Genomic DNA, 26,669 nt, shown 5'->3' with positions numbered 1-26,669 from the left:
CAGCTCTGGGTAACCGCACAATACTAGAATTTGAACAAATAATGCAATTTAAAAATGTAGCTTAACTTTTTGTCCCGTTTTTTGTTGCAAGTTCAAACTCTTATGGTAATAGTCTTAAAAGAAGTTTGCTATTTTAGGGAAAAGAAATTAAATTGTTTTTTTTGATATACTAAAGAGTGACCTTGATTTGCTTATCAGAACCTTTTATGACAAAGCTGTTTGTACCATTAATTTGAAAAATTCCAACATTGGCTATATTTTCGGGATTACTGTACATAAAGTCGTAAACGTGTTTCCTTAGATGATAGAAACCTTCATTTTCAAGATTTATCTTTATCAAGTCCTTATGTATTTCGTTGGCCTCCAATTGTTCTATTTTCACCACTCCTGCCGATTTATCATCTATATTTTTGCTAGGGCTAAGAGCGGATTTGACCTTTTGAATGTATAAAGGAATTTGTTTGGACTTTAGGTACTCTTTTAATTTTATTTTCGAGATTTCAAAGAAGGCATAACAATTGGCTAAAAAAGATTTATTGTAGTAAATATGGTGTTCATAATTGTATATGTTATTGCTCCATCTCCGTTTATAATCCATACCGCCCACACCCATTTCAAAAACATTGTAATTGTTTAAATAACACCATTCTAATTGTTTATAAATTTCAATATGACCCAAGCCGAATTTGGAATAGTCCAAGTCATAGGATGAAATGGAGCTGAATAAAATTTTGTCCAAATGATAATTTAGTGATATTTCAATGGGTCTATCACCATGATATATTACAAACAATGACGCTTTTTTTTGGTTGATCAAGGGAAAGGTTTCCGCACAAATATCTTTCCATTTAGGTAGATTATTATTAGGTTCATTTATGGCTCTGAATCTGTTTACCAGCATGACTCGTAATGATTCCATCAGGGCTTCGTAGTCATGTAGTGCAATTTCGCCATGATACATTTTGTATTGGATGTCAAAACATGTCTCTAAGCGCCTAATACTTCTGTTTAGGTTGGTTCTAAAGTTGGAATTGAATTTATTTTTCAAGTACCCAGCGGCATTTGAATCGGAATTTAAAAAAATGGCATAGCCCCAATTATGCTGTGATATTTTTTTACTATTGAATAAATGCTCGTCACAAAGCTTGCAACTCATGTAGCTAGGTACTAAGTTTACAGAATACACTTTGCTACCATTAAAGGAACAGGTGCTTGGCTTATTAACAATAAGATTATCTGCATAACTTATACTTGAATAGAAATCCGGTACGGTTTGTTTGTCGAAAATGGTTGAGAAAAGCTCTAGTCTTACTTTTACCATGAATTTGTAAAATGGAGATTAAAAGGGTTATAGAAACATTTAGGGGTATTATGTTTTTTTACGACCCTATTTTTAATTGGATTAATTGTTGAAATTTAGAACACCAAAACTTAAAAAATAATGCAACATTGAAATAGATTAAATCAATACGGTCTTCATAAAACGATTTGGAAATAGTAATATTATCCTTGTGCTAATGAATATAGATTAATTAAATGCATGTTGAGTTGGTTAATTCTAATATTTATAGCCAATGGTTTCAGGTAAATCTTATCTATGCTAATCTAATTGGCACTCACATACTATTAGTTTTAATAACCGAACTACTTTGTATTATTTATTACAGCAAAAACAATTTTTTGATTTATAAAAACCCCGCCTGTGTAAAAAATTGAGGACTCTCAAGGAAAATAATTCTATCTGGGAATAACCAAAATTACTGATACTTATAGAGGTATCAAAGGACTGGACATAATGCCACCACATGGAAGGAACATAAAGAGCATCGCCTGGTTCTAGAATAACGCTCTTAAACTCCGCATCCATAAATTTGGGGAATTTTTCGGAGGAAAAATTATTTATGTCCACTTGGCTTGCAACTGCACCATTAATGTATTTATCACTGGGATATAAATGTTGATTGTATTTTGTGGAGGAAAGGATAAACATTTTCTTTCCCTTTATTTGGGCATATAAATTCTTTCCTGTGTCATTATGAAAACCTGATATGGTCCCTTTCGGACCAATCCAAGCCGTTACATCGTTTACGGCAGTGCACTTTTCAAAAATTGAAAAATCGGTATCACCATTTAGATGGGGAAAGTAGTTAAAGATATCCAAGGTAGTCAGATAATCCTTTACAGCTTGTTGATTTACTTCAGCATCCTTCAATTTCAATATATAATCTCTAAAGGTTGATTTTTTATAACGGTTATCGTCTTGAATGAAATTTCCGGAAAGTAGGGTAATATCCTTATCGTCTTCAAGATCCAAAAAATAGTCTAAATTCCATTTTTTTGTAGCTCCCCAATTTCTAGCAAAACCCTTAATTACTACAGGCTTTTTTTTATTTATATAATTATTTTTTAAAGTATTATAGTCTATTGATTCCAGGGTTTCAATAGGAGTACTTCGGTTTAAAATATCGTTTACAATATTCATTTTCTAATAATTAGTATTTAGAATAATATAAATTTAGGAAATCTTATGGAATAAAAATTAAATAATCGATTAAGTACTATTTGTTTAGCTGTCAATTAATTAGGGTCTGGTTCTTGATGTTTTATTTTTTCAAATGTCGGATTTTTGCTTTAGGACCATTCCGAGGTTTCTGGAGGCTAATGATTTCTGTTTAAGGAATTATTGGTCACCGGGTCGGGTTGCCGATAGAACTAATTTGAGCTTAGTTGTGGGGCCATTAATGATATATTCCTTATTGGGCTTAATTTCGTACACTATAAAGTCATTTATAGGTAATTGGTGGGTGAATAAATAATCATATAAATGCCTTAAAAGAAAAGAGTATTTTTCGTTTTTGAAATCGATTTCACACAGGATATATTCTTTCAATTCAACACTTTCCAATGGTGTTGTATATGCTTGAATATTACCCAATTCGGTTGTTGTTTCCTGTTCGGGTATCGGCTTCTTACCTTTTAATAGCCGAATCAATCGAAGATATATCAAATGAATATTTTTGGACTTCAAATAAAGTTTCATTTTTGTACTAAATACTACCAATTGTGCCAGAATTGACTGATTTAGGGATTTAGGTAGGTAAATTAAATGACGTTCAAAATAATAGTCATTCGTGCACCACTGTCTTTTGTAATCCAGATCTCCCATGCTCATATCAAAATGTTTGTAATTATTCTGGAAACACCATTCAATTTGTTTGTAAAGCATAATATGTCCCAATCCAAATTTTGAATAATCAATATCAAATCCAGGTATGGCATAAAAGAAAATCTTATCGTAATGATAGTTCAGCGATATATTTATAGGTTTCCCATCATTATAAATAACAAATAGTGACGCCTTTTTTTGTCTGATCAATGGCAGGAAAAGTTGGTGAAATCTTTCCCATTCATTAATCCTTGCATTTTCTTCCTTAAGTTCATCAAACCTTCTTAGGATAAAGTGATATAGGCTATTCACCAAAGAATCATATTCCTCTTGACTAATTTCACCATAAAAAACTCTATATGTTATGTTGAAACTAAGCTCCAAGCGCCTAATGCTGCTTTTGACCGCTGTTCTTAGTCTAGGCTTTAAGTTATTTTTCAAATAATCAGAAAAATTCATGTAACCGCTTAAATCGGCCATAAATCCCTTCGCTAATGGGAATGTTTTGGATTTGTATCCTGGTTTAAGTTTTAGGTCAAGATAATCTGGGACATTATTTAGGTAAAACAAACCGTTCATTTGCAACATAGTGGCAGTAGGACTTTTTTGAGGTCTTTGCATTTTACTATTGTCACTGGAATACAAAACATTATCTACCACCTCCGGAAATATTCCTTTCTCGAAAAGGTCAAAATAAAAATCCAAGGCATATTTTGGCATCAGTAATTATTTATAATTTAGTTTTCCAAATAGATTTTCACACTTGTTTTCTCGCCTTTTATGATGTAAGCTTTTCCTTCTTCCAGGCAAAAAATTTTTATTTGTGAGATATGCTCTATATTGGAATATAAAAAGTCGTAAACATATTTTTTTAGATGTGCATGGGCTTCTTGGTCAAGATCAATAGGCGGGATATTTATCTCCGAAAAATTAGTATTTAATGTTTCAACTTTATACTCTATAAAACCATTTTTATCACATTTGGGCGATAACTTATCTTTTATGTTTTTTAAAATGAGATCTATATTTTTCGATTTCAGGTAGGCTTTAAGTCGATTCAACCCCACTTCCTTTATGCTCCATAATCTTCCATAGAACGAATCTTTCAGATATACAATATGATGTTCAAAATTATAAATCTGGTTGCTCCAACGGCGTTTATAATCCAAATCTCCCCTGCCCATTTCAAAAATCTTATGGTTATTTGCCAGACACCATTCCAATTGCTTTACTATTTCAACATGACCAAGTCCAAATTTGGAATAGTCAATATCATATGATGATATAGAACTGAAAAGGATACCTTTAAGATGATAATTGATGGAAATTTCTATAGGTTTTGAATCGGCATAGATGACAAATAAGGAGGCCCTTTTTAATTGAATTAGGTCATAAAGTATTGCCCTAGTATGTTCCCATTTTGCTTCACTTTCATTGTTAACTTGAAGTTGACTAAATCTTTTTCGCATCATAAAGAACAATGAATCCATTATAAAGTTATAATTATCCTCGTCAATCTCACCGTAGAACATTTTATATTCTATGTTGAAGCAGGATTCCAGTCGATTTACATACCTATTAATTGTTTTGGCATTGGATTTGAATTGAGTTTTTATATAACTATTAACATCGGTAACATCATCAAGTTTAATTGAATAACCTTTTACGTGGATTAATTTTTTGTAAAGAAAAAGAGATTCGTCTACCAAAGGAAACACCAAATAGTCCGGTACAAATTTAAGGTAGTAACCTGTGGAAAATTTTTTTTTGATAGAAGGGGAATACTTGGCAATATTATTTGTGTCGAATTCCATGCCTGCAAAAATTTCAGGAAGGCCATTTTCCTTTTCGAACAATTCTGCAAATAAGTCGATTTTTTTTATCCTCATAAATCTTATTTTCTATTTACCGGCTTGGTCCGTGAAAACGACCTCGATATTTTTTAATTTTCCCTTAAAAATAAAAGAGCTTTTGAAATTTTTTAGTTCTAATATTTTTACCGTATTTATTGACTCGTGGCTTGTATATAAAAAATCGTAAAGAGTTTTTTTAAGATAATTATATTTTGGATTGTCCAAATTAATTTCATTCAAATCATATTCTGTTGGGATTTCTTTATCTTGAATATACCGTGAGCTTTTTGGTTGGTTTAAGTCCACTTCTGGTAAATCGGGTTTATAAATTTTTCGTTTATAATTGTGGTAGAATTCATCAAATTTCCATCGTTTGAATAATTGAAATAAAAGATAGAAGTATTTGGAGGATAATGCTTTAAAATTGGCATAGAATGCCGTTCCTAAAGACGTGGTATCGTAAATAAAATGATTTTGATAACCGTAGATTTTGTTGATCCATTTTTGTTTGTAATAATAATACCCCTTAAGCAGATCTATGGTTTCAAATTTGTTTTCAATACACCATTCTATAAGCTTTATCATATCTATTGAGCCCATGCTGAAGGCAGCATAATTAATATCATAACTACTGAGGCTGGAGTAGACTATCTTGTCATAGATTAAGTTAACGCAAATATCAATTGGTTTTCGGCCGTCGTAGATTACAAATATGGAAGCCTTTTTATCATTTATCAATGGGAATATTAGATTTTGGTACTTTTCCCAATTCTGTAGTTCATAGTTATCTTCTTTTTTTTGGGTAAAGCGTTTTTCAAGCATACTCCTTAATTCATTAAAAAGAAAAGAAAATTCATCTTTCGCTATTTCACCATAATACATTTTATAAGAAATGTTAAAGCAATTTTCCAATCTATTTTGATATCGCCTTAACTTTGATCTGCTTGCTTTTCCAAAGTTTTCGGATAAGTATTCATTGATGTGGATATAAGGTTGAATATTAATGGCATATCCCTCATAGGTGCTGACTTTTTTTATTTTTAGACTATTATTTTCATTTGGAATCTCAACCTCCAAATAGTCGGGAACATCCTTTATGATGATAGTTTTTTTACTGAGGTAGTTTTTTTGGGGGATAGACCTGTCGTAAATAATTTTCTTTGAAAATGAATTGTATATTCTGGTATAGAAGGGTTCTAAATTCCGTTTGGCCAAAAAAAGTTCAAAAAAATGAAGCTGTTCAAGGTTTGTTGCAGGTTTCGAAGGAATCATACAAATGGCTTATTTAATTTACCGTAATTTTTTGACTATTGTTTGTCCCTTTGATGAGAAAGGTATTTTGAGAATCTATTAGGTTTAAAACGACTATATCGTTAATTGATTCTTGATTTTGATATAAAAAATTGTATATGTACATTTTAACCTGCTCTAGTCTTTTATCGGAAATGTCCATTTTCATAAAAGCACTTGCTTTGGGTAACTCAGGATCGTTTTCTATACATATTTCGAATTTGGATATAGTTTTTTTAGAATCAATGTTCGGTCGTCTCAAATAGGATTTAATTTTTCCATATACAAGGTGCAACTTCCATTTTTTCAAGAGGTTTATTAAAAGGTACATGGTTTTGATTTTGAAAATAATCATTTTAGCCCATAGGTCTGGAAATAAGAAGGATGAATTAAATATAATGTGCTTTTCAAAATAATATTCGGTATCTGTCCACTGGGATTTATACTCATATTCTCCTTTCAAAAGGTCAAATGTGGTAATATTGTTTTCAAAGCACCATTTTAGTTGAATGATGATGTCCGTAAAACCGATATAAAATTTTCCATAATCAATATCATATCCACGTATATAGCCAAAAATGGTCTTCCCATGAATGGGATTAAAGCTTATACTAATAGGTTTGTCCCCGTCGTAAATTACGAATAAACAGGCTTCCTTATTTAGGATTAATGGGTAGGCTATATCACGGTATACTTTCCATCGTACTAAATCATCGTTTATGAGCTGTTTTTGGTCGAACCTGCGATTTATTAATTCAAGAAAATTATCGAACAAGTACTCGTACTCATTTTTTTCAATGTGTCCATAGTAGGTTTTATATGAAATATTAAAACATTTCTCGAGTCGTTTCTGATTGGTTCTAAATTTAGACCTTCTACTAGTGCTAAAAGTTTTTAATAAATAATCAGTTTCGTCTTTGTAGTTATTTAAATTTATTAGACTTCCTTTAAATGTTTTCAATTTTTTTATTTTCCAACCATAGTCCTCATTAAGTTGTGCATCCAGATAATCCGGAACATCTTTAACAAGTATTATATTTTTAGGAGGCTGGGTTGCAGAATTATTCAGGAACTCAACCTGCCCGGAAAAAACATTGGTTATGCAGGAATAAAAGGAATTTAAGGACCTGTTCTCCAAAAAAATGGTCAAGAAATTTAATTTTTTTATTTTAAAAGAAGTCATATCCTCAGGCAATATTAAATCCAATTTAATAACTCAGTATAGCATAAATAGGTAAGTTGACCTAAGATTCCTTCCAATTAAAATTGTTCAATCTTTTAACCCGTCTTTTAAATAAAAATTTGTCCATTTGAAACCTCTTGCCAATAATATCCTTGTCCCTTAGATATTGTCTTAAACGTAATTTTTGGGATAGGAGGTAAGATTTCAAACTGGAATAAGCTGATCCGGGATTAAAAAAAAGGTGATGTTCAAAATTATAAACATGATTGCACCACTTTAATTTGTAATCTGTTTGTCCCATGGCAAGATCAAAAACCGAAAATTCATTCTTTTGGCACCATTCTATATGTTTTACCATACTAATATCTCCCATGTTGTAATGGGAATAGTCTATGTCATACGTTTGAATATAACTGAAAACAATATCCTTTAAATGAAAGTTTAAAGTCAGGGTAATAGGTTTTTCCCCATCATAAATAACGAATAAGGAAGCTTTTTTTTCCAATATCATTGGGTAAGCCAAATCATAATAAAATTTCCAATTTAGCAAATTGTTGTTGTACATTTTTTTTTCCAAAAATCTCCTTTTAAGCATGGTGTAAAATTCTGTAAAAAGAAAATCATAATGTTCTTTTGAGATATCGCCGTAATGAAAGATATATGAAATTTTATGCCCTGCTTCTAATTTTCGTTGTTTGGCGTATAAATTCTTTATATTCCTTTTACTCAACTGTTCTGAAAGATAAGTCTTGCTGTCTATACCGTCTTTTAAATGCACCAAAAATCCTTGATATTGACTAGCCTTTTTACACTTCATACCGGCTTCTCCAAGGTTTAAGGACACATTTAAATAGTCAGGTATATTAGGAACCAGAACTACACTACTATTTCCTTTTATAGGTGATTGTCCTGCAGGTAATGTTATACGATTGTTATCAAGCGTATTAACAATGGCTTCTTGATAGTAGGGAGGAATATGGTTTTCGACAAAAATGGAATATAGGAAACCTAATTTTGAAATCACTTCCTCGTTTCGACTAGATTTTGTCCGGGTTATAGTATCCATTTTTTTATTTTTTACTAATTTGTTTCAAATATTTTCATAAAATAGCATATTAGAAGTATTAGAGGGATCGCGTGGGTATAGAGTGGTAACCTAATACTTGTTAACGCTCAATAGGATTGTTAACCCTTTGTATTTTAGTATAATAAGCTTAAAAATAATTGAAAGCACTTTATGGGTCATTGCTGTATTTTAACGTTCCAGTTGTACTTTTGTTGTCTTACTTTCAGTTTGAAATATATAGGTATCTTCAGTATTGAAGACCTTAAATGTCCTTAGGTTGCTTATAGATTCGTTATTGAGATATAAGTATTCGAAAAGGGCTGTTTTTAGCGAGTGGTTTTTTTCTGTTGACAAAAAGATTTCCTTTAATTCATGGTTGGTGGAAAGTTCGGTCAACTCTTCAAATGTAAATCCGAGTTGCACATTTTGTTTTGTGGAATTCTTATTAAGTAAGAATTTAATTTTATGAATCCTATCATTTAATTTTTTATCCCGCAAATACTGTTTTGCTCTGAAGTAATTTTTAATAACAAAGGCAATAGTTCTCGGAAGAATGGCATTTTTATTATAAATTAGGTGGTATTCAAATTTGTACTCTAGATTACTCCATCTTTTTTTATAGTCAAAGTATCCTTTGGAAAAATCCAGTTTGTCAAATTTGTTTTCCAAACACCATTCAATCAGTTTCATGATGTTTACGGAGCCCAAATTAAATTTGGAGTAGTCAACATCAAAAACAGTTATGGCATCAATTAGGGTATTGCTATGAATATAATTTAGGGTTACACCAATAATTTGATTTTCATTATAGGTTACGAACAAGGTGGCATCGTTCTCTAAGATCATTGGGTAAGTTACGTCTTTATAAAAGTTCCATTCCTTTGGGTCCAAATTGTTATTGGTTATTTCTTTTTGTAAAAATCTTTTTCTCAATAATTTCTCAAACTCATCAAAAATATGATCGTACTCATCTTTGTTGATATGTCCATGATACATCTTGTATTTAATGTTGAAACAAGACTCTAATTTTTTTTTATATTTATTTAGCTTGTACCTACTGCTTTTACTAAAGGTTGCAGACATATAATTATTGATGTCCTGGAAAGACTTTAGGTCTATTAAAAAACCAGGATATTGGGTAATGCTATCCAGGGCATATTTTTTGTTAATGTCAATGCCTTGGGATTTGTTCATATATTCTGGAACATCATAGATGAGCAGTACTTTATTTTTGGCTTCCTTTGTTAAGCTTTCTTTTGAAAATGTATAGCTTATGCCTTTAGTAAGATTCCTTCCTACGTTCATATATAAAGGAAAAAAAGGAAGTTTATAGAATGAAGTTCCGTTCAAAAAAGGAAAGGAAATTTCACGGCCGTTTGAATAGAAATGTCTAAGCCAAGTACTGGTATACGTTTTCGAAGAAAACGGATTTCTGTTCATAATATATTATTTAAGACTTACACCGGTAACAGGGAAAGAAATAGGTGCAATTTTTTACAAAATTATCACAGTTTGGCTTCATTTTTTCCACAATTAAAGCTTCATACTTTTCAATATCGCTTACACATTTCCAAATAGTAAAATTCTTAAAGTCTTGGGAAAAACTGGATTTAAAATGAAATAGAGAGTCCTCTTTACTACCTACCCCGCCACCAAGATTAAAGAACTTATAATTTTTGTTGCTGGCAATAATACGCATTTCATCAATTAATAACTTTATCGGAAACAGGTTTAGATATGCGAAGTCGGATCCGGACAGGTGATATTGGACTATTTTATTGGTCTCAATAAACATAGCACCTGCAATAATATTTTGGGTTTCCTTTTCAATGGCCAAAAGTATCCTTGTATTAAAATCTTTTGAATCTAAGAGTTGAAAAAAATATTCATGGTCAAAAAAATAGTCTTTTTTTGCATTTACCCTTTCCATATTGGCATAATAGAGATCAATGTATTCCAATACTTCCTCCTTGGTTTCTGCAGATTTCACATAGCATTCCCTGCGAGCTTTGTTGATATGGGTCCTTAATCTTTTGTGATAAGAATGTTTTTGTTCTTCTAAATTCCTGGTTATATCAATATTTACAATGTGGCTCAAGGCAGATATTTCACCAAAACCTTGTAAACAGATGTTTTGAAAAGGGATGAAGGGATTTAATCTCGAAAAGACTGAAATAATATTATTATTTACTAAATAATTCTTGAACTCTTTCAAAAATTCGGAATTGTTAAAATTTTCATCAATTCCTTTAGTTATGGGCCCCGCATATCCATATACGGATGTGAAATCCTGAAATTTGGACTCCGGAACCTTGCGTAGTAGAAACGGGAGAGCAATGACAACACCTTTTTCCGAATATTTAATTAAAATAGGATGTTCTCCTTCTTTCTTGGATATGTGGTGATAATCATAGGTATGATAAAAATCAAAGACATCTACCGTCTTTAGAACGGCATCCCATTGGTTCTTATTTATAATGATTTCGATCACTTATCAGAGTATTATTTATACAAAATGTACTTGTTGTGCAATTGCGGCATTTATTTATTAAAGACCGAGGTAAAATCCAATTTGGTTAAACCAAATTCCTTACGGAGTCCTTTTGTCACAAACTTAAGCCTGTACTTCATTAATTTTCGGATAATGTTTTCGAAGAAGTCCTTTGTAAGGAAGCTGTAGGAGTTCATCTTTTTTACAGCCTCTGGGGTGCTACAATAATTTTCTGTATTCCCAATGCTGTAAATGGCCCCGGGAAATGGTAATGGTTGCATCTTTTCACCAGTACTCAGTGTGGTAAAATCATGATTAAAGAGTGGGTACGGCTTTTCCTGTAGCAATTGACCTACATATTCCGATCTTATAACTATACAGGTCCCGCACAATACGTTAAATGTGTTTTTGTTTAGAAATATCAAATTGCTGCCCTCGTTATAAATATATCCTTTTTTAAAAAACCACCCAGGCACATTACTGCTGTCCTCTTTAACGAATTTTGCAATATTGTTACTAATACAATCGTCGGCATCCACTACCATAAAATGTGATGCCTTATATTTATTGGAATATTCTATTCCGAACATTATTTTTTTCGCTTTGTCGGCTTCCTTGGCAGCATTTCTGTAGTTCAGCGGATCATCGGACTGAAGTTTTTGTATGTTTTCAGGAGTTGGGGGATCAAAATCAACTTGTATGAATTCTAGCGAGGGATGTTGATAATTAAGTTTTGGGATTTCATGACATACGGCTACTACCTTGAAGTCGTCACTAGTCTGTTGGCAAATAGATTTCATGGTCCTTTCCACTAAAATGGAAAACACTTCCCAATTAGAGGAAATCTGGGCACTTTTAATTGGTACAATAAAAATGATCATTTAGGTATTTTTTAGATTCTTAATTATTGGCTCTATAAGCCGGAAAAAAGTCGGTTTCACTTATATTGGCATCTTTCTGTAGTTGGCCATAAATATTCTCGTCCACTATTACTTTCCAAACACTAAACAGTTTTATGTCATTGGAAAAGGAGGACTTAAAATTAAATAATGCATCTTCCTTGCTGTGATAGCCGCCTCCAAGATTAAAATAGGTGTACTTTTCTTCGGAACCAAGAAGCCGCATTTCGTCCAATAATAACCTAGAAGGCGCAATGTTTAAATACTCGGTTTTGGTGCCGGAAAGGTGATATTGAATTATATTGTTTGTTTTAACGAACATGGATCCTGCAATCACGTTATTAGTTTCATTGTGAATAGCCAAAAGAATATCTGTCTTGAATCCTTTGCATTGCAAGAAGTTAAAAAAATAATCTTCGTCGAAGAAGTAGGAAGTATTGGCGTCCAATTTCCTCATGGTCTCCAAATAGATATCTATAAAACTCTTAATGTCCTCAGTACTCTCAGCTTTCCTTACGGAACATAATCGTCTGGCCTTATTAATTCTACTACGGGTATCCCTTCTGTAGGCGGACCGCTGCACTTCCAAGCTTTGGGTAAGGTCTATGTTTACTATATTCCCAATGGACTTAACCTCACCTATACCGGACAGTATTTCCAACTGTTGTGGGATATACGGATTAAGACGAGAAAATACTGAAATGATGTTGTTGCTTTTAAAATACTCGTTAAGACAACTTTGATACTCTTTAAATTCTTGGTTTTCTGTAGTATTGTTACTTAGTGGACCAACATATCCATAGACAGAAGTAGCGTCGAAATAGTCTGTATTAAATATTTGACGAATCAGTAGCGGAAGGGCTATGATAAGATTATCTTTGGTATATACCAAAAGCAAAGGTTTCTCTCCATCGTTTTTGGATAGATGATGATAGTCATAAGTGTGGTAAAAGTCAAAAACACCTAGCTGATCCATTACTTTTTCCCAATCGTTCTTCTCTGTAATAATATTTAGCATGTATCCAAATATGTTAAATCATTTTATTATAAATGCTCAAGGTCTTTATTGTCATGGCCTCAATCGTGAAATTTTCCAATGCTTTCCGCCTTCCATTAGTTGCAATGGTATCCCTTAGTTCCTTATTTTCTATTACGTTTAAAAGGATATCCCCTAATTCTTTGGCATTGCCGTTGGCAAAGATATACCCATCCTTTCCATCTTCAATCTGGTCCAGAGCTCCATTTGTGTCGGTTCTAATAGTGCAACAGTTGCTCATCATGGCTTCTATGGATACCAAGCCAAAAGCTTCCGATTTTGAGGGAAGCACAAAAATATGGAACAGTTCGTAGAATGGTTTCGGGTCTTGAAAAGGCACTATACTAATTGAATTTTGTAAAATTGAATTGTCAATAATTTCCTTTAACCATATTTTATCGGATTCAAACCAATAATCTCCCAAAAACACCAAATGCACATTATCGACTGTTGTTTTGGGAAGGTATTTTTCCACGGCGGTAATTAGAACATCCAGTCCTTTTTCCTTGGTTATCCTGCCTACAAAGCCTATAACTATTTTATTCCCTGGAATATTGTATTTATTTTTTAAAAGTGATAACTCTTTTCCAGGAGTTATTTCAGAGAATCTCTTTGAAACCCCATGACATATTACGGAAACACTATCAGGTTTAGCTCCTAATGTCTTTATCGCATATTCTTTGGATTCCCGACTGATGGCAATTAATTCGGTTGGATTTTTATATTTAAGGTTTTTCACCAATTGCACATTATGAACTGTGGTTATAAACGGCTTTCTTAATAACCAAGGCAAAAAGGTCATATAAGGCGACTGGGAATGAATTACATCGGGCTTAAGTTCCCGAATCCAATTTAATATCTGATATATCGCCCCTATAGAAATTAGAATCTTACTTAAAATATTGCCCTTAGGGGTTTTAAAAGTTTTAATTTCTGTTCCTATATTTTTAAAGTCATTTTCAATTTTAACCAAGTAATCATTGTCACCGTCCGTTATTCCACCTGTAATCAACAATAATTGATGGCCCTGGTTAACCAAACCCTGAGCCAAGTCCAGCGTATTTAAGGTTACACCGCTCTTTTCAATTCTACTAAGTAAAAAAAGGACTCTCATTGTTGATTTTATTTTAGGGCCATATTTTTAGTGCTTACTTTCTTATTAACGAACATTTTTAGCGATTAGTTTATAGGTTGTTAATTCAATTTTATTTCTGCAATCTATAACTGTTTTTAGAAAACTCTTTTATGTTTAATTGGCCACCTAAAATGTGGATGTGCAACTTATTCTCTTATTATCCTATTTTTTATGCTTCCAGAAAAATTCAATCTGAATTACGAATTACTGTTTTTGAAGTCAGTACTAGGTCACCGAGCAACTCTAATAAGTAGCTCAATAATTGGAGTAACAATGTAAATTTTGGAAACTCTAATTATAATAACTTCAAAAAGATCTTTGGCATTGATTAGCTCTGCTTTTACTGACCCGAATAAATCATGGAGTCTTTCTAAAATCATCTAAAGTCGGCATTACAGTAAAGGAATCAACGGCTACGTCTTTGGAGGTAATTACATTTTTTATGGTTTTAAGAAATATTTTTAGGTCAAGAAGAAAAGACATGTTTTCCACATATTCTACGTCCATGTTCAAACGCTCGTCCCAACCCAGGTTATTTCTACCCGAAACTTGTGAAAGCCCTGTGATACCCGGTAATACGGAGTGTCTTTGCTTTTCCCTTTCCGTGTAAACTGGTAAGTATTGTATCAGCAAGGGGCGTGGACCTATAAGGCTCATGTCCCCTTTTAGAATATTGATCAGCTGTGGAATTTCGTCCATGGACGTTTTTCTGACGATTTTGCCTACCGAGGTCAATCTGTCGCCATCGGGAAGAAGATTGCCTTCAGCATCCTTTTTGTCGTTCATGGTCTTAAACTTAATAATACTAAAAATACGTTCATTTTTACCAGGCCGTTTTTGAAGAAAAAACACCTGGCCATCGTTAAAAATGAACAACAACACAGTAAGCAATACAAAAATTGGACTCAACAGAGTCAACATAATTATAGCTATGAAGAAGTCAAGTATCCGTTTAAAAAAGTTTTTATACATTTAAATTGTCTTTCAGGTATACAAAGAAAGTACTTATTTTCTGTTCGTCAATTGTTTCATGGACGAACCCCTCAAATTAATGGATTAATCACCATTTTACTTTTACTATTGCCTGTAGCGTATTCTTAAGTGTTTTTAACCCGTGAAATTATCTTTTCATAGGCCATGGATGCTAAAAGGTTATTTTTAAAGTATAGATACCCATTCTCGCCCATTTTTTTTCGTTTGTCGGGATTCTTGTACAATTGCATTAATTTTTCCTTCAGGATTTCGGTTTTTCCCGCTTCGGCCCAAAGACCGGCCCCAATGTTTTCCAATTGGGTGCCAAAGTCGGTATTTAAGTCCACTGAGGCCAAAATAGGTACTTTTGCATTAAAATAGACCAAAGATTTGGAAGGTATATTAGGAATGGTGAAATTCTCACTTAAAGATATAAGACCCACATCGGCAATTTGTAAAACTTTAAAGAATTCTTCCCTACTTAAAAAGTCTTTTACCCGAACATTGCTTAAACCTTCTTGTAGAATCATCTTGTCCAAATGTTCTTTTTCGTTCCCGCCCCCAATTATCAAAAAAAAGATTTCCTTATTGGAGGAACAGGACTTGGCAAGTGCCACTATATTTTCCATTTTTTGGGGCTTGCCAATATTACCCCCAAAAACAACAATAAATTTGTCCAAAAGATCGTATTGCTCCTTTATCTTAATTATCTCCTGTTGCTCTAAATTAGGTTGAAGCCATGCCCAATTGGGCAACAGATGTAGTTTGTTGGCGTCTTGTTCAGGATTATGCTTTTTTACATAATCTATATTCCCTGGAGACATGCATCCAATATAGTCTGAAGCATTATACATTTCCTTTTCTTTTTTTCTAAAATAGGTATAGGCTAAACCTCTGGGGTTCATCATACCTAAATCCAGAGCATTTTGCGGAAATATATCACGAAGGATCAAATACATTTTGGAACCGTATTTCCGCTTTAACCAACTGGCCACATTTACCAAGGTAATGGGAGGGGTAGGCATCATTACCAAATCAAAATTCAAATCTATTTTAGATTTTTTTAAAGCCCTCTTATATTGATAGGGGAGCAGGAGGGTGGCCAATCCTTTTTGTATTTTCCCAACACCGAACAATTCCAAAGTAGGTACACGTAAGGTTGGAATACCGTCCTCTATCTGCATTCCAAATACCTTTTCGTCATAGGTAGGGGCCACTACCATTATATCATGTCCATTATTGCGGAATTCTACCACTAGCTCGGTAAACATATTGTGATATTCGTTCATATTGGGAACGGCAAGACCTAAAAAAATAACTCTCATAATTTTATGATTTGGACCAAACGACCCTGTTAATATAATCTACATATGAAATTATTATGCGGACTACCTTTTCACTTACATTGGGCATGGAATAATCGGCTACTGGCCTAAAATTTCTATTCGGATTTCGTTCTTGAACCTCTAAAGCTACCAAAGCTTGCATAATGCGTTGTGGATTAAGACCTACCATCATCACCGAAGCTTCCTCCATGGCCTCGGGGCGTTCGTGGGCTTCCCGTATATTAAGGGCCCGAAAATTCAATATGGATGATTCCTCTGATATGGTACCGCTATCGGACAAAACGGCAAAAGAATGATACTGTAGGGCATTGTAGTCCGAAAAACCAAGAGGTTTTAGAAACTGAATATTGGGGTGTGTTTTTATTTTTTTCTCATTTAACATGTTTCTAGTCCTGGGATGGGTAGAAACAATTATGGGATAATCGTATTTTTCGGCAATTTGGTTTAATGAAGTTATTAGCCCTTCAAAGTTTTTAGGATTGCTAATATTTTCTTCCCTATGCGAAGACACCACAAAGAATTTTTGTTTTTCCAGTTTTAATTTTTCCAATACATTGGAAGCTTCAATTTTAGTTTTAAAATTTCCTAAAACCTCGAACATAGGACTACCTGTCTTAATTACCCGTTCTGGCGATAAACCTTCCCTTAGTAAATATTCCCTGGCAATATCGCTATAGGTTAAATTTATATCCGAAATATGATCTACAATCTTTCTATTGGTTTCTTCAGGAACTCTTTGGTCAAAACATCGGTTGCCTGCTTCCATATGAAAAACAGGTATCTTTCGCTTTTTGGCAGGAATAGCACATAAACAGGAATTGGTATCGCCCAACACCAAAAAGGCATCGGGAGCCAGTTTTTCCAATATTGGGTCTATAGCAATTAGGATATTGCCCACGGTTTCTGTGGCATTTTTACCTGCAGCATTAAGAAAATGATCGGGTTTTCGTATTCCCAAGTCCTCAAAAAAGATTTCATTAAGTTCATAATCATAATTTTGGCCAGTGTGCACCAAGGTATGATCAATAGCTTCATTGGCATCAAGGGCATTTAAAACACAGGCCAATCTAATTATTTCAGGGCGTGTACCCACAACAGTTAATACTTTAAGCTTTTTCAATGGTTATTTTTTTATGTTTATTATACGTTTACAAAGTAAGTATCGGCATCCTCAGGATTGTAGGGCTCATTGATCCAAAACAAAGTAATAAGTTCCGTATCTCCAATATTCTTTATATTATGTGTATACCATATGGGCATATCCACGTAAGCTGGTTCATCTCCGTCCAAATAATAATCCAGAATTTCATCGGTTCCGATCTTTCTAAGCTGTATTAGGGCTTTTCCGCTTATTACGGCAAATCGCTCGGCTTTTCTGGTGTGAAAATGATTGCCCCTTGTAATTCCGGGAACAGTGGTTGAAAAAGAAAATTGTCCACTGGTCTGGGTTCTTGCAATCTCTACAAAGCTGCCTCTATTGTCTGTATTTTTTTTAAATTTTACCGGATAATGACTGGTAGGAACATAACACCTAAAAGTATTGAAAAGGGCCTTTTCAAAGTCCAGATCCAGATTGGGGAAAATTCCGTTTTCCATATAATCGGTTTTGTATTGCTGCAATAACCTCAGGATTTCGGATACTTTTATATTTTTTGTGGGTGCAATTTTTAATTCGCCAATACTACTATCTGGAATTCCTCCTTTTTTCGAATCTTTAATACACTTGATAAATATCTCCACCAATTCATTGATGTAGATAAGGCCTACCTCACTGTCGTTTATTATAGTAGGCATTTCATTATTTGCAATTTTATGGCAAAATGTAGCTACTACAGAATTGTAATTTGGCTTTCCAAATGGACCAAAAACATTGGGAATGGTAAGAGAAGTAAATTTACCTCCCGCTTCTTGGGCCCACTGCATAAATTTTTCTTTGCCTTCTTTTTTAGATAGCCCATAAAGATTGTCTTTTTCTTCTTGGGAGGAGGAGGAAAATATGATATGTGGCTTTACATCTTTTGTTTTACAGGCCTCAATAAGTTGACTTACCAAGTCTAAATTGGTCTCATAGATTACATTGGCATCTTCATGTCTGTTCATTGCCGCCAAATGAACAATTACATCGCATTCAGCAACAAAGTTGGATAATAATTCCTTGCTTCCAAAGAAAGAACGTTCAAAGGGAACTAGGGTAATAGTTTCGTCTAAAGACAATGTATTGTACAAATGGTTACCTACAAATCCGGCCTGTCCGGTTATTCCTATTTTTTTCATTTATGCTTTATTTGTCTAATGACATATTTCTGGTATACAAGTCAAAGGGCCAAAAGGCTAATCTGGAATAACCATTTGGAAACATTCTTTTATCTTAATTTTAGAATCTCACCAATCGGCATTCCAAGTTTCCAAAGGAAATCTGATATCATCGGTCATAGATTCCTCTAAGGTGAAATTAGAAAAAACCATTAATTTGGAACCATCTTCAAGGGATTTAAATGCTGTGGCACTTCCTTCTGGGACTTCCAAAATTAAAGCGGTATTCTCTTTTAATACAAATTTTTCCGGCGTTCTATTGTTGGTCGGAATATGTTGGTCCTTAATATTGATGGTGTTGATTATAAATGAACCAGTATGACAATAGAACCATTTTTTTTCTTTGTGGTGCCCCTGCCAGCCTCTAATAATTTCTGTTGAGGCCGGCGAAATCTCGTAAAAGCGAACAATCTGGGTCATATCAAAGGTATTGAAAAACTTGATTTTTCCGCGCGTATCGGAAAAAACAGATCCTTCAATTTCGATGGGTTGGACCATTATAAATTTTCTTTTATAAAATCCAAATTCAACAAGGTATTCTTCAAGGCCTCGTTGGTCAATTGTTCGGTGTTATGGGAGTGATAGTCTTCAATGGTACTGGTATCGGTTTCTCCTTCAGAAAAGTACCGGCTGTAGTTAAGGTCCCTATTATCAGCAGGAATTCTATAAAATTCGCCCATATCCTCGGCTTTTTGCATTTCCTCCCGGGTACATAGGGTTTCATATAGTTTTTCACCATGTCGCGTACCAATCACTTTTACTTCACTATCAGAATTAAAGATCTCTTTAATAGCTTGGGCTAGATCTCCAATGGTACTGGCAGGAGCTTTGTTTACAAACAAATCTCCCTGGTTTCCATTTTGAAAGGCAAACAATACCAAATCTACAGCATCTTCCAATGACATTAAAAAACGGGTCATTTTGGGGTCCGTTACCGTTAAGGGCGCCTTTTCTTGAATTTGTTTCACAAACAATGGGATTACCGAACCACGGGAGGCCATGACATTTCCGTATCTGGTAAGGCAAACAATGGTATTGTCATTTGGAATATTTCTAGAAGCTGCAACCGCAACTTTTTCCATAAGGGCTTTACTAATGCCCATGGCATTAATAGGGTAGGCCGCTTTATCTGTACTAAGGCAAATAATTCGCTTTACATTATTGGCTACAGCTGCATCAATGGTGTTCTGCGTACCAAATACATTTGTTTTGGTTGCTTCCAATGGAAAAAACTCACAAGAAGGCACCTGTTTTAAGGCCGCTGCGTGAAAAACGTAATCTACCCCGTGCATGGCCTTGGCTATACTGTTGTAGTCCCTTACATCCCCAATGTAAAATTTTACTTTTTCATTTTTAAGTTGGTTGCGCATATCGTCCTGTTTTTTTTCATCGCGACTGAAGATGCGTATTTCCTTAATATTGGTTTCTAGAAAGCGGTTTAATACGGCGTTTCCAAAAGAACCTGTCCCTCCTGTAATGAGCAATGTTTTATCTTTGAACATAATATCTTTATATTTTATTGATTAGGACTATTTAACACTATAGCTTTTGTGAAGTGGATTTTAATTAAATGCCTTTTCAATTATTTTTAATTGATAATCGGGATTATAATATTCGTCTACTATTTTGTAACAGTCTTTTTTTAAATCTGTAGCAGATTTATTTTCTATTAAGTTAATTACTAATTTTATTTTTTCCTTTAAATCCTCAATGTTACCATTTTCAAAAAGTGCACCATTAATACCGGGTTTAATGGCTTCGAATTCGGGCATTTGGTTATTAGGGTCGCTGTGCGAAATAACAGGTACGCCATAAACTAAAGAGTGAATAGATGTTAAGCCAATCTCTCCTGGGGCAACACAGATATCACTGGATACAATTAACCTGTAATTATTGTTTTCATCATATGAAGCTCCATAAAAATGTACTTGATCAGCAATATCTAGTTTCAAGCTTAGATCAATAAGAGATTCCTTTTCCATTCCTTCCCCTACAAAAAGAAGATTGATGTTTATATTTTCATCTTTTAATAATTTAACGACATTGACTAAAAAGGCAAGTCTTTTTTGACTAGTAAGTCTCCCAATGAAAATTAATTGATGATTTTCAGGATTAATGAACATCTCACCTCGAATTTCATTTCTTCCATGATCGCTTAAGGTGTTTCTAAGTTTTATTTGGTTTTTGTAATCTAAGGAATTATATATAACATTTGCTCTAGTTTCTTTGTACCCCAGTTTGACTAGATTATTTTTAGATTGATTGCTATAAAGAAGGAGTCCATCGAAAAACAATTTAAAAAAATAGTAGTATAATTTATTGTATGTATTTTTTTTATCGTCCAACAGACCGTGAGTCCAATTAATTACTCTAGTCTTTTTCAGCCGAAAAATTAAGGACGCTATAATTATCGATATCCAATAAGGAGAAGAGTGTACAATTATTCCGTCGGCTTTGGTCTTTAAGGCAAATCTGATTAGTCCTTTGTTAAAAAAGAATGGTCCAATTCTGTATGAAGGACAATGCTTAAATTGTTCTATTGTTTTAAAATCATATGGTTTGATTCCGGCATATCCATTTTTATCGCCAACGAAATAATATTTATTATTTTTCGATTCCAGTAGTGTTTCTATAATACCATTTCGATAGTGCGGAAATCCTGGATATATTAAAATAATTTTTTTCATTAATATAGAATCAATTTATGTTATATAACTAAATTCTGCCTTATAAAGAATTTTGTTGTCTTAACTAAGGTTATAAAAGGTTCTTATGATAGAACCAATTTCTATTTAAAAATTTCTGAAATCCTTTGTTTACACATGTGGTTTTGAACTTCATTTATATTTTCTGTTTCAATCAATAACCGATCTAGGTCATTGTCAAAATTTTCTAATTGATTTTTTGTCAAAAAGGTCATTGGTTCGATACTAGAACCAATACTTGTATAAATACCTTTTATTTTATTAGTGCTCGCATTATCATTTATTAAGGGAACTGTCAATGAATTATGAATAAATCCCAATAATAAGACATGTAATCTATTACTTATCACAGTCTCAAAGTCCGAATAAGTTATAATATCCTCAAAACTCAGACATTCTTCAATAAAACTCACTCCTACAACATCCTTATAGGCTGAAAAAAGTTTTTTTGTATATGCGTAATCACGATTGACCTGGTAGAAAAAGACTACCTTTTTTCCTTTCTTTAAATAATAATCCACATATATTTTTACAGATTGGACAATGTTCTCATTCAATTTATCATCTTGTAAATCTCTAAAAGAAATCCCTACTTTTGTTCTGTTGCTTATTCTTGAAATTTTATCATACAATAAAAAACATAAGTCTGGAATATACTCGGCCTGGTCAATACCAATGGACTTTAATAAATCAACATTGGCTTTACTTCTGACTAAATGGTGATAAAAATATTTGCTAAATTCGCGATACCCTTTTGTTTCAAAGTCATTTTTTAAAGTGATTTCAGAACCTATAACATAAGATTTACATCCTTTATTGCGTGTGGTTTTAAAAATTTGATTGAAAACAAAACCTCTAATTCGATCATTTATGCCCGAAGGTTTTGTAAATCCTACTGGTCCAGGACTCTTGAATAAATATTCAAATTTTATTTTTTTGGACAGCAGGTATTTTAATAACGTTGGGTCTTTAAATGAAAAACCATAATTCTTTTTTAAAAAATTAACCTTGTCATTTAGTTCAAAGCATTTAATAAAATCATCGCTAATATTATGTGAGTCTACGTATAAATCTACGTATCTAGTAAGTTCATCTATTAGGCATTTATTTATAATTAAATCTCCCAAATTATCGTATTGGGTTGCAACTATATAAACGGCTTTTTTCATTTTTATCTTTAATTTTTTTATTGTTTTAACTGCTCAAATAGTGAAATCCACCTAGAAGTAATTCCATTCATATTAAAGCTATCTATGAGTTTTTCATTGTGTTCTGAAAAACTTATCCTCTTTTCTTGGTTTTCAATTAGTTCTATAATTTTGATTGTCATTTCAGGTATTGATAACGAAGGAACTAAAAATCCATTTTTATTTTCCACTATAATTTCATTTGGGCCAGTTTCTATGTCGAAGCTTATTAATGGTAATTTGTTGGACATACCTTCTAACAAAGTCATAGGGAAACCTTCATATTTTGATGTCATTACCATAAATGAATATTCTTTGTATAGAGAGTATAAATGATTGGATTGTCCCTTTAAAAATAATGAGTCATTTAGTTTATTATCGGTAATTTTATCTTTAATTTTTTGTTCGAGTGGTCCTGATCCATAGATGTCCCATTTCCAATCAGGGTGTTTATTAAGGACAATTTTAGCAACATCGACAAGCAATAAAAAATTTTTTTGATCGGTTAAACGTCCAACGCTAATAATTCTTTTCGAAGATTTATCATATTCATGTTTTAGGTTCTCCAATTTCGAATCTATTGGGTTGTAGATTTGATAAACCAATTTTGCTTTGGTATATTTTTCGTAATTGATCTTGTCATGTTTGGTTAAAGGTACTACTACATCTGCAAAGAACGCCGTAAATTTTTTGCTTTCAATTTTAAATTGGTGGCTTGTGTTTTCAAAAAAGTTTGAATGATCCCAATAAATAGTTTTGGTATCTAAAAACCTTGTACTAAGAACACCCAAAGGACCATATAAGGATCCACAAGTGATTAGAAAGTCAATTTTTTCATTTTTAAGTATTTTTCGAAGCCTCATTGTGGCTGTAAATATGCCTTTTTTTAATGGCATAGGGTTGTCTAATAGGTAATTGAATTTGATTTTATCGTTCCATCCATAGCCCTGATTATTCCCCTTCTGATATGAAATTACCTGTATGTCAAATAGCCCTGTTTTTATTAAGCTATCTGAAATCAGTGATACCACCCTAGGAATACCGCCAATATTATTTACCTGACCAATTAAAAATGCTATTTTAGTCATATTTATTTTATAGATATTAAAAGGATAATTACAATTGTTTATCTACTGAAACAATTGTTTATTCCAATTCTTAGGATCTTATTTTTTTAATTTAAACCACACTTTTTTGGTTTGTTTTATTAGAATGGTTTTTAGTTCAGAATATTCAGATAGCCGAAAAATTTCGTTTATTAAAACAAACATAAGCATACCACTAATTAATTGTATTATCAACATTGTTTTAAAATCTATATTAATAAAGGTTATTGACCAAACAGTTAAAAAAGTCGTTATTGAAACAACTAAAAATGGTAAAATGTCAACAAATTGTTGTTTGTATGAATAACCTATCAATTTTTTGGTATAAAAACTATTTATAAAGTATTCTGTTATAGAAAATATAATAAGGCCATAAATCATTGCTTTTATGCTTATTGTAACGGTAATCAATATTATTGGTATTAAAATCAATTTTTTTATTATTTCCAGTTTTAGATTAAGGTTGGAATAACCTTTTACAACAAGTAGATTTAAGTGTAAGATGTGTAATGGATATAACATACCGGAAACACAAAGTAATTGTAAATAAATAATAGAATTAGTCCATTTTGCTCCAATAAGGGTTAGAATTAAGGGTTTAGCTATAGCAGCAATCATCATTAAGATTTGAAAATTTAAGAATACACTAAACCGAATAAATCGCTTAAATTTTTGTTTTAGGTTAATATTGTCATCTTGTAGAGTGGAAAGAATAGGGAAACTAATTTTCATTATACCCAAAGCAATATTAGAGGAAAAAGGAGCCTGAAACTGATTAGCTCTCGTATAAAAACCCAAAGATTTTGATGAAAAATACTTACCTATTATTATGTAATAAATATTTTTGTAAACGGTATTTATTAGAGACGCAATTAAAAGTTTATATCCAAAACTGAACAATTCCTTAAAACTATTTCTGGAATAGATTAGTGAAGGACGCCAACTTGCTGTAAACCATAAAAGAATAGCCCATATTGATTGTTTTGTCAGACTTAAAAGTACTAAACTCCATACGCCATAACCATTGTAAGCTAAATAAATAGCGAATAATCCTGATAATGTGGAAGCAAAAATAGAAATTATGGCAGGTGTTTTAAAGTTAAGCTTTTTTGTTAGCAGGGTTCCTTGAATAAGTGAAAAAGAGTTGATAATTAAAACTAATCCTGCTAGTTTCAAAAGTTTGTTGAGTATAGGTTCATCAAAATAAATTGCTATTTGAGGAGAAAGTATAAACAAGAGAACATATAATATTACACCAAAACTTAAGTTGGTGTAAAACATGGTGTTGTAATCTTTTATGTTTGAATCTACTTTTCGTATTAAGGCACTTCCGAAACCTGCTTCTACTAAAGAATCTGAAATAGCTAAAAAAACGGTCAAAATACCTACAATACCAAAATCTCGTGGTTCTAAAATTCTCGCAAGAATAATACCTACTATAAAACTTAAACCTTGGCCGAAAACACCTTCAAATAGAGTCCAACTAAAACTGGTAATTGCTTTGTTTTTAAGTGACATTATTGTTACTTGGATAGATTGATATTAGGACTGTATTTTATTCTTGTCTTCAATACTTGCCTTATTTTGTGTACTAATTATTAGGAAGAAATATATCATTGAAAATGAAAACTTATAGAATACATAAGCATTGTTATACATCAAAAAAGTGATAAAAAAGAAGAAATTCAAACGAAAAAGTTCATTTTTTGGATAGGTAATTAAATTTTTGAGACTTATATAAGTAGGAATTCCAAACATTAGAAATAATAATATACCGCTAAACAGTCCGTTTTCAGCTAGAATCTCAACATATGAGTTATGGGTAAATTGATTCATACCACTAAACCTAGGGAACTGACCGGTACCTACTCCAATAAATGGATTATTCTCAAAAACTTCCCAACCTTTTATAACAAGAATTTCGCGGGCATCAGCCTTGCCACTGGAATTGGATACTCGATTCTTAAATTCAGAATTTTCATAAATAGCTATAAATTGCAAAGCTAGAAAGTAGATGATGATGACAATTCCTATTGCCTTAAAAATTTTCAAAAATATATTTTTATTATTGGTTCTACATATTACCAGCCAAAAGCTAATGTTGGACAATACTATAAAAAGTATACCAGATCTTGATTGAGTGGCAAATGCTACTATTATAAATAGAATTGGTAATATAACTAACGAAACTAGGACTATTTTATTTCTTTGTTTTAGGTATAAATAAAACAGACTAATATTTCCAAAGTAACTCGCATAGGAGTAAAAATTTGCATTAAGCATAAATCTTCTTCGGTCACGACTAGTGGCAAAATCAACAAGACTTATATTTCCATCATTAAATTCAATTAAAATTAACGCAATGATTGCCAAAACGAAACCAATATGAAAGTAGTTTTCATATGGATTGTTTTTATTTAGTGATAATGTGGCATACGCAGCAATGAATGCCCCCAATAATCCGAAATACGTAGTGCCAAATGCTTCGAAATCAATATTGTTGTAAAAAATAGTAAGCAATGCTAGAATTACAATTCCAAAAAAAAGTTTTAGTTCGGTAGTTTTTTTATGAAATGTCTTAATATCATAGGTAAATCCTATTATTGCGAGAAAAGGTATAAGTCCATAGGTGACAATACTTTGTAAACCCAAAAGAGGTCCCAGAGCCATTAAAAAAATAATGGTTAAAATTATTGATAACCCTAAAAAGTAAGATTTTTTTCTCTCTAACGTGTTTAGCATTATCTTCTTTTGCTTGGTTGAATGATATTCATAATTGGCAAATATTACTAATTCGCCCGAAAATTACAATTAAAGATTTTAAGCAGGCATTATAATCGTTGAAATTCTATATTAATCTTTTTATTAGGAATTAGCCCTTTTGACTATGGATAACAGGCCTTTTTTAATAAACTAGTCTT

At 32.5% G+C, this 26,669-nt stretch carries 23 protein-coding genes; all 23 read right to left on the bottom strand.

Translation table 11 applies throughout. The features are described from left to right. Positions 1 to 169: 169 nt before the first annotated feature. Positions 170 to 1,321, bottom strand: coding sequence for a GNAT family N-acetyltransferase (locus MWU82_RS21820; RefSeq protein WP_247097910.1), 1,152 nt, complete (start codon positions 1,319 to 1,321; stop codon positions 170 to 172). Positions 1,322 to 1,654: 333 nt separating this feature from the next. After that, complete coding sequence (locus MWU82_RS21815; protein ID WP_247097909.1) at positions 1,655 to 2,482, bottom strand: cupin-like domain-containing protein; 828 nt, start codon at positions 2,480 to 2,482, stop codon at positions 1,655 to 1,657. 198 nt (positions 2,483 to 2,680) lie between these two features. After that, positions 2,681 to 3,886 carry a GNAT family N-acetyltransferase gene (locus MWU82_RS21810; protein WP_247097908.1) on the bottom strand — a complete coding sequence of 402 codons (1,206 nt, stop codon included), beginning with the start codon at positions 3,884 to 3,886 and terminating at the stop codon, positions 2,681 to 2,683. A gap of 17 nt (positions 3,887 to 3,903) precedes the next feature. Beyond that, positions 3,904 to 5,055: a GNAT family N-acetyltransferase gene (locus MWU82_RS21805; protein ID WP_247097907.1), complete on the bottom strand. Its 1,152-nt coding sequence runs from the start codon at positions 5,053 to 5,055 to the stop codon at positions 3,904 to 3,906. Positions 5,056 to 5,067: 12 nt separating this feature from the next. Beyond that, positions 5,068 to 6,291 carry a GNAT family N-acetyltransferase gene (locus MWU82_RS21800; RefSeq protein ID WP_247097906.1) on the bottom strand — a complete coding sequence of 408 codons (1,224 nt, stop codon included), beginning with the start codon at positions 6,289 to 6,291 and terminating at the stop codon, positions 5,068 to 5,070. Positions 6,292 to 6,304: 13 nt separating this feature from the next. Then, positions 6,305 to 7,492: a GNAT family N-acetyltransferase gene (locus MWU82_RS21795; protein WP_247097905.1), complete on the bottom strand. Its 1,188-nt coding sequence runs from the start codon at positions 7,490 to 7,492 to the stop codon at positions 6,305 to 6,307. A 61-nt stretch (positions 7,493 to 7,553) separates the two neighbouring features. Then, positions 7,554 to 8,558 (bottom strand): GNAT family N-acetyltransferase, encoded by a 1,005-nt coding sequence (locus MWU82_RS21790; RefSeq protein ID WP_247097904.1) that lies wholly within the window; start codon positions 8,556 to 8,558, stop codon positions 7,554 to 7,556. Between the two features lie 189 nt (positions 8,559 to 8,747). Further along, positions 8,748 to 9,998 (bottom strand): GNAT family N-acetyltransferase, encoded by a 1,251-nt coding sequence (locus MWU82_RS21785; RefSeq protein ID WP_247097903.1) that lies wholly within the window; start codon positions 9,996 to 9,998, stop codon positions 8,748 to 8,750. A 10-nt stretch (positions 9,999 to 10,008) separates the two neighbouring features. Further along, positions 10,009 to 11,049 (bottom strand): peptidoglycan bridge formation glycyltransferase FemA/FemB family protein, encoded by a 1,041-nt coding sequence (locus MWU82_RS24405; RefSeq protein WP_247097902.1) that lies wholly within the window; start codon positions 11,047 to 11,049, stop codon positions 10,009 to 10,011. Positions 11,050 to 11,099: 50 nt separating this feature from the next. Continuing rightward, positions 11,100 to 11,930 (bottom strand): hypothetical protein, encoded by an 831-nt coding sequence (locus tag MWU82_RS21775; RefSeq protein ID WP_247097901.1) that lies wholly within the window; start codon positions 11,928 to 11,930, stop codon positions 11,100 to 11,102. A 19-nt stretch (positions 11,931 to 11,949) separates the two neighbouring features. Further along, positions 11,950 to 12,966 carry a GNAT family N-acetyltransferase gene (locus MWU82_RS21770; protein WP_247097900.1) on the bottom strand — a complete coding sequence of 339 codons (1,017 nt, stop codon included), beginning with the start codon at positions 12,964 to 12,966 and terminating at the stop codon, positions 11,950 to 11,952. Positions 12,967 to 12,979: 13 nt separating this feature from the next. Then, complete coding sequence (locus MWU82_RS21765; RefSeq protein ID WP_247097899.1) at positions 12,980 to 14,098, bottom strand: glycosyltransferase family 4 protein; 1,119 nt, start codon at positions 14,096 to 14,098, stop codon at positions 12,980 to 12,982. A 378-nt stretch (positions 14,099 to 14,476) separates the two neighbouring features. Continuing rightward, complete coding sequence (locus MWU82_RS21760; protein WP_247097898.1) at positions 14,477 to 15,091, bottom strand: sugar transferase; 615 nt, start codon at positions 15,089 to 15,091, stop codon at positions 14,477 to 14,479. A gap of 125 nt (positions 15,092 to 15,216) precedes the next feature. Continuing rightward, a complete protein-coding gene (locus MWU82_RS21755) occupies positions 15,217 to 16,416 on the bottom strand; it encodes a glycosyltransferase family 4 protein (protein ID WP_247097897.1) in 1,200 nt (399 codons plus the stop codon). Between the two features lie 4 nt (positions 16,417 to 16,420). Then, positions 16,421 to 17,557: a UDP-N-acetylglucosamine 2-epimerase (non-hydrolyzing) gene (gene wecB / locus MWU82_RS21750; protein WP_247097896.1), complete on the bottom strand. Its 1,137-nt coding sequence runs from the start codon at positions 17,555 to 17,557 to the stop codon at positions 16,421 to 16,423. Between the two features lie 20 nt (positions 17,558 to 17,577). Beyond that, positions 17,578 to 18,711 carry an NAD-dependent epimerase/dehydratase family protein gene (locus MWU82_RS21745; RefSeq protein WP_247097895.1) on the bottom strand — a complete coding sequence of 378 codons (1,134 nt, stop codon included), beginning with the start codon at positions 18,709 to 18,711 and terminating at the stop codon, positions 17,578 to 17,580. A gap of 108 nt (positions 18,712 to 18,819) precedes the next feature. Further along, on the bottom strand, positions 18,820 to 19,248 hold the full coding sequence (locus MWU82_RS21740) for a WxcM-like domain-containing protein (protein ID WP_247097894.1): 429 nt from the start codon (positions 19,246 to 19,248) through the stop codon (positions 18,820 to 18,822). Then, positions 19,248 to 20,252 (bottom strand): polysaccharide biosynthesis protein, encoded by a 1,005-nt coding sequence (locus MWU82_RS21735; protein WP_247097893.1) that lies wholly within the window; start codon positions 20,250 to 20,252, stop codon positions 19,248 to 19,250. The genes MWU82_RS21740 and MWU82_RS21735 overlap by 1 nt, the downstream gene beginning before the upstream one ends. Positions 20,253 to 20,312: 60 nt before the next feature. After that, complete coding sequence (locus tag MWU82_RS21730) at positions 20,313 to 21,437, bottom strand: glycosyltransferase (protein WP_247097892.1); 1,125 nt, start codon at positions 21,435 to 21,437, stop codon at positions 20,313 to 20,315. A gap of 101 nt (positions 21,438 to 21,538) precedes the next feature. Further along, positions 21,539 to 22,624, bottom strand: a complete 1,086-nt coding sequence (locus tag MWU82_RS21725) for a polysaccharide pyruvyl transferase family protein (protein WP_247097891.1) — start codon at positions 22,622 to 22,624, stop codon at positions 21,539 to 21,541. 17 nt (positions 22,625 to 22,641) lie between these two features. After that, a complete protein-coding gene (locus tag MWU82_RS21720) occupies positions 22,642 to 23,730 on the bottom strand; it encodes a glycosyltransferase family 4 protein (RefSeq protein ID WP_247097890.1) in 1,089 nt (362 codons plus the stop codon). Positions 23,731 to 23,808: 78 nt separating this feature from the next. Continuing rightward, positions 23,809 to 25,266, bottom strand: a complete 1,458-nt coding sequence (locus MWU82_RS21715; protein ID WP_247097889.1) for a lipopolysaccharide biosynthesis protein — start codon at positions 25,264 to 25,266, stop codon at positions 23,809 to 23,811. A gap of 24 nt (positions 25,267 to 25,290) precedes the next feature. Next, entirely contained in the window at positions 25,291 to 26,490 is a 1,200-nt protein-coding gene (locus tag MWU82_RS21710) for an O-antigen ligase family protein (protein ID WP_247097888.1), read from the bottom strand. Positions 26,491 to 26,669 lie beyond the last annotated feature (179 nt).

The sequence above is a fragment of the Arenibacter sp. S6351L genome (assembly GCF_023016025.1).
Taxonomy (GTDB): Bacteria; Bacteroidota; Bacteroidia; order Flavobacteriales; family Flavobacteriaceae; genus Arenibacter; species Arenibacter algicola_B.
The sequence above is the reverse complement of the archived record's forward strand: the minus strand, read 5'-3'. Positions and strand labels throughout refer to the sequence as shown.